Genomic DNA, 4,705 nt, shown 5'->3' with positions numbered 1-4,705 from the left:
TCAGGAAAACGAGCACTCCCATGTGCTGCTCCTCAGATAGGACGGAAGCCGGACCGAGGCCGTGCATCGGAGCGGCCGGCAGAGGCCCGCGCCGTGGGGGGCCCGGTCGGGCTCCGCAGTTCGTACCGTGTCCCGAGCATGGCGCACTGCGCGCGGCGCGGGGCAGGGGCCGAACGGGCCGTGAGCCAGAACCGGTTGGCCGGGCCCGGGGTCCGGTGCGGGTGCGTAGCGTGAAGCCTTCCCTGCCGGTCTGCCCTTTGAGGTCGGCAGGAGAGCGTCGGTGTCCCTTCTGGAGTCCGTGAACCCGAGCGGGCTCTGTTCGTAACCGATCGGCAGGAGCGGTTGGGCCGGCAGCAGCCAGAGGGGCGAGTCGGGCTGGGACAGCGCGTGGAGCACGGACGAGGTGAACCGACGGCGCGCTGCGCCGCAGCCCGAGCGCAGGCACCGCGGAGCCCGACGGACGCCGTGGAAGAGGGTTCCTGGCGGGCCGGCGCCGCGTGGTCTCGGGGTACGAGGACGAACAACGGGGGACGTCTCGCGACCGGCAGGAATGTGCGGCCGCCGCCGGGCGTGGGTGTACCCGGCGGCGGCCGTGGCGCGGGGACGTGCGGCTCTCCCCTTCCGCGGCCTCCTCGCACCGGTCGTCCTCACCGGCGTCCGGGGTGCGCGGGAGTTCACCCCAGCTCGAACCGTCGGGAGGACGGGGTCGGAGCCGTGTCGTCGGCGATGCGGCTCTGAACGTCACTCGCCCCGGGGCTGGGGGGCCATACGTACGGGCGCGACGTCCGACGGCCGACCGGTGTCGGCGCGCCGGGCGATCGCCCTGGGGCCAGAGTAGAACCGGACAGAGGATGGACAACACCCCGACTTCCGGCCCACATGGCGATATCCGGCCGGTGCGGGCAGGCCCGATGGATACGAAGCGGTCCGTGACATGACGTGGCTACGTACGGCGTCGCTTCGTTCAGCGGTCTCATATGCGGCGCGGGCCGCGCCTTTTGAAGCTCCGTCAGCTCCGCACGTCGGCTGTCGCCGCAGTGGAGGCTGCGATCAACTGGGCAGCCGTCACCCGAGGCGAGCTCGATAGCCACTCGACGGCGCCGCTGGAGCATGCCCCGGAGAAGGCGCAACGGCCTTCTTCGACGGCACCGCCCTGACACTCCTGGGTCAGGGCGTGTCGCGGTCTTCCTCAAGCCGCAGGCGTCCGGCGAGGATGTCGCGGGAGATGTCGAGCAGGAGCCGCTGGTTGCTGAAGGCGTGGGCGCGCATGCGGGCGAGCGCTTCCTCGGTGCTGACCTGGCTGGCTTCGGCCGCGGCCCCGGCCGCTTGGTGGACCATGGGCGGGTATCCGACGGGGGCGGTCTCGGGCGATGCCTGGTCCCACCCGATGAGGGCGGGATGAGCGTCCAGCGCGAGCAGCGCCAGGACTCGGGAGTACGCTTCCAGCCGGGTACGGTCCGCCGTGCTGAGGACGCGGGAAGTGGTGCGGTAGACGTCCATGGCGCCAATGGGAACGTCGTCTCCCACCAGCAGGGGCACCGCCATCACCATGCGGATGCCCAGCTCTGTAGCGGTTTGGGCGAAGAAGGGCCACCGTTCGGCGGCAGGGTGCAGGTCCGTCTCCACCATGCGGCGGCGCAGGTACGCCTCGGTGCACGGGCCCTGGCCGGCGACGAGCTGGGCGTCTTCGAGCCGGTGACTGCGGGTGTCGGTGGCGTAGGCCACGGCTCTGATCTCGCCGCGGGTGATGAGACTGACGCCGAGCCCGTCGGCACCCATGTCTTCCTGACAAGCGATGCACCCAGCCGCCAGAGACACGGGGCCGCCCCCGTCGCCGGCCGTTTGCAGAACACGGCTCCACACCGTCGTGTTCTCCAGTGCGTCCATCGGGAAACTCCTGAGCCTGCCTGGAGCGGGGTCAGGCCGCGAACTCGCTCACGTCCATCGTAGCCTTTCAGAAGGTCATAGAGTCGCCCTGCGCCGCCGGTGGGACATGACGGGTGTGGGTAGGGTGGGAAGTGAGCTGGCGGGCAGACTGCCCACGACCCCGGCAGGGTGGACTCCCATTGATCAGCGACGGCATGGCCGACGTGCTCCGGTCGCTGCGTCACAGCGACAGCGGCGCCGTGGCAGTCGCCTGCGTGCAGGCCCTGGATGCCGATGGCGTCGCGGTGTCCCTGCTGGCCGGGGAGGGCCAGGTGGAGCCGCTCTGGCGTTCACCGGGCACGGCCGCACGCTTCGACGAGCTTCAGTTCACGCTCGGTGTGGGGCCGGGTCTCGATGCTGCGCACAGCGGCACGGCCGTCCTGGCACCGAACTTGGGCGCGGTCCGCGCCGACCGCTGGCCCGGCCTGCCGGCCGAGGCACGGAAGATCGGCGTGGGCGGTGCGTGCTGCTTCCCTCTGGGGCTCGGTGCGATCCGGCTGGGCGTGCTGAGCGTGGTGACGTCCAGGCCGAGCTCCACTGTGCCGGAGCAGCGCTACGCCGACGCCTTGGCTCTGGGCGCCGCACTGACCGGGCTGCTCCTTGAGGGCGATGAGAGTGGGCGGGCGCCTTCCGGCACGATCTTGGAGCCACCGGGGGAATTGCATCAGGCAGTAGTGCACCAGGCCACTGGCATGGTCAGCGTCCAACTGGACGTTTCCCTGTCGGAGGCCCTGCTGCGGCTGAGGGCGTTCGCCTACAGCCGGGATCTGCCACTCCGCGACGTGGCCGGGGACGTGGTGGCCAGAAGGCTGCGGTTCAACGACGATATGGACGGGCCGCAGTCGCGCGGCGGTCGAAAGGGATGATCGGCATGGCCCGCGAACAACGCCTGGCGGAGGTCTTCATGGAGGTCGCCGACACACTGACGGACGACTTCGACGTGCTGGACCTGCTCCAGCGCCTGTCCACCCGATGCGTCGAACTCCTCGACGTCTCGGCGGCCGGAATCCTGCTCGCCGACCCGCTCGGGAATCTCCAGGTCGTGGCCGCATCCGACGAACACACCCGGCTTCTGGAGCTGTTCGTCCTCCAGCACGACCAGGGCCCGTGTGTGGACTGCTACCGCAGTGGCACCGCCCGGACCAACATCGACCTCACCCGCCCCAAAGCGACGGCGAGCTGGCCCCGCTTCGCCACGCGGGCGCGCGAGACCGGCTACGTGGCCACCCACGCGATCCCCCTGCGGCTGCGGGACCGCAACATCGGCGCACTCAACCTCTTCCAGAAGACCCCCCACCGCCTGGGCGACAGCGACATCGCGCTCGCCAAAGCCCTCGCGGGCGTCGCCACGATCACGATCCTCCAGCAGCGCACCCTGGAGCAGTCCCACATCGAGAAGACCCAGCTCCAGACCGCGCTCAACAGCCGCATCCTGGTGGAGCAGGTCAAAGGCCTTCTCGCCGAACGCTGGGGGACCTCACCCGACGAAGCGTTCCGCGCGTTCCGCAGCTACGCCCGCAGCCACCACCTACGCCTGACCGACTTCGCCACCTCGATCATCGACGGCACCCTGGACACCTCCAGCATCCCCCCGCCCACCCCCGAAACCTGAACCGCCGCACGCTGGAGTAGTGCGCCGCGATTCCTCGGCCGCCGCACCGTTCGCCGGCGCCGAGGAGTACGGTTGAGGAACCGGGAGCATTTCGCACACTGGCTTCCACGCTGACGTCGTTCTCGGTTGAGCAAAAGCACCGGGTGTCGTCCGTGGACGGTGTTCCCGGAGACAGGTTCGCGCCATGTCCGCGATCACGACCGACCGGCACTTCCCCCGACGCGAGCCCCCGGCGTTTCCCTCGGCGCGAGTCGCGCTGAAACCCCCCGGCAGCTCCCCCGGGCTCCTCGACGGCGCCTGGTGGCCCCGCTCCCGCGACCTGCTGCGTGAACTGCCCGCACTGATCGACGCCTTGGCCCCCAGGTGGGGCCGGATCACCCACATCGCCGTGAACCCCCAGCACTGGCCCGTCATTCCACGGAAGATCCCCGTCACCGGGCACGTAGTGAAGGCAGGCTGGTTCAAGGCTGAGCAGGACCCGCACAAGCTCCTGCTGCTCTCCTACACGGCCGGACGCTGGGACCTCCTCGTCATCCCGCCGGAAACCAACGCCGCCGCAGCGGCCCGCCTGATGGCCGCCGCGACCGACAGCACCGGCCTCCAGCTCACCGCGAGCGCACTCATGGCAGCGGAGGAGGTCCTGCGCGCCACGGTGCCGGCCCCGCACGACACGTCAGCGGCCGACCGGCCGCAGGACCGGGAAGAGGCGTGGGAGTACGAGGGCGGCGCCTCGTCTACCTGCGCCGCCGTCGGCACGGCCCGCCGCAGCCCCCTCCCGATGGGGATGTGACCGCCATGACCACGGCCCTGGCCATCATCATCACGCTGCTCCTGATCGTCATGGCGGCACGCGTAATCCACCTCCTCAACGCTCAGCACTCCCACAGGATCGCGCTCCACCACTACAGCCGCTTCGATCCCCTCGGCCGAAAAGGCAGCGGCGACCCGGCACAACCGGTTCCCACCCCTGCCGAGCCGCCCGCCGTCCCGACCCGCCGCGACCAGCGCGACGGAGGCCGCGGACGACTCCGCCCACGGCGCCGCATCCGCCATGAGCACGGCAGTTGAGCCGTGACACGCCGCACGCATCGCCGGGGCTCCGCTCGCTGAGCCCCGGACTCCTCATCGATTGGGACGGCATCATGCAGCTTCTGATCACCCTCGTCG

General features: G+C 70.5%; 5 protein-coding genes. 4 read left to right on the top strand and 1 reads right to left on the bottom strand.

Annotated elements, in window-relative coordinates:
* Positions 1 to 1,167: 1,167 nt before the first annotated feature.
* A complete protein-coding gene (locus ACFYM2_RS34710; RefSeq protein WP_359009105.1) occupies positions 1,168 to 1,779 on the bottom strand; it encodes a GAF domain-containing protein in 612 nt (203 codons plus the stop codon).
* A 287-nt stretch (positions 1,780 to 2,066) separates the two neighbouring features.
* On the opposite strand from ACFYM2_RS34710, the gene ACFYM2_RS34705 reads away from it, so the two are divergent.
* From ACFYM2_RS34705 to ACFYM2_RS34690, 4 genes are all read left to right on the top strand, one after another.
* Positions 2,067 to 2,792 (top strand): ANTAR domain-containing protein, encoded by a 726-nt coding sequence (locus ACFYM2_RS34705; RefSeq protein WP_359009103.1) that lies wholly within the window; start codon positions 2,067 to 2,069, stop codon positions 2,790 to 2,792.
* Positions 2,789 to 3,538, top strand: coding sequence for an ANTAR domain-containing protein (locus ACFYM2_RS34700; RefSeq protein ID WP_388841870.1), 750 nt, complete (start codon positions 2,789 to 2,791; stop codon positions 3,536 to 3,538). Before ACFYM2_RS34705 ends, ACFYM2_RS34700 begins: the two co-directional genes overlap by 4 nt.
* A 184-nt stretch (positions 3,539 to 3,722) precedes the next feature.
* Complete coding sequence (locus ACFYM2_RS34695; RefSeq protein ID WP_359009100.1) at positions 3,723 to 4,328, top strand: DUF5994 family protein; 606 nt, start codon at positions 3,723 to 3,725, stop codon at positions 4,326 to 4,328.
* A gap of 5 nt (positions 4,329 to 4,333) precedes the next feature.
* On the top strand, positions 4,334 to 4,606 hold the full coding sequence (locus ACFYM2_RS34690) for a hypothetical protein (protein WP_359009098.1): 273 nt from the start codon (positions 4,334 to 4,336) through the stop codon (positions 4,604 to 4,606).
* The last annotated feature ends 99 nt before the right edge of the window (positions 4,607 to 4,705 follow it).

It is taken from the genome of Streptomyces sp. NPDC006711 (assembly GCF_042869775.1).
In the GTDB taxonomy this organism is placed as follows: Bacteria; Actinomycetota; Actinomycetes; order Streptomycetales; family Streptomycetaceae; genus Streptomyces.
Note: the sequence above shows the minus strand (reverse complement) of the source record. Positions and strands in the feature narration are given on the sequence as shown.

Excerpts from the sequence above, each read along its gene's own strand:
- ACFYM2_RS34695 (WP_359009100.1), top strand. The coding sequence starts at position 3,723 with ATGTCCGCGATCACGACCGACCGGCACTTCCCCCGACGCGAGCCCCCG.
- ACFYM2_RS34690 (WP_359009098.1), top strand. The coding sequence starts at position 4,334 with ATGACCACGGCCCTGGCCATCATCATCACGCTGCTCCTGATCGTCATG.
- ACFYM2_RS34710 (WP_359009105.1), bottom strand. The coding sequence starts at position 1,779 with ATGGGTGCCGACGGGCTCGGCGTCAGTCTCATCACCCGCGGCGAGATC.
- ACFYM2_RS34700 (WP_388841870.1), top strand. The coding sequence starts at position 2,789 with ATGATCGGCATGGCCCGCGAACAACGCCTGGCGGAGGTCTTCATGGAG.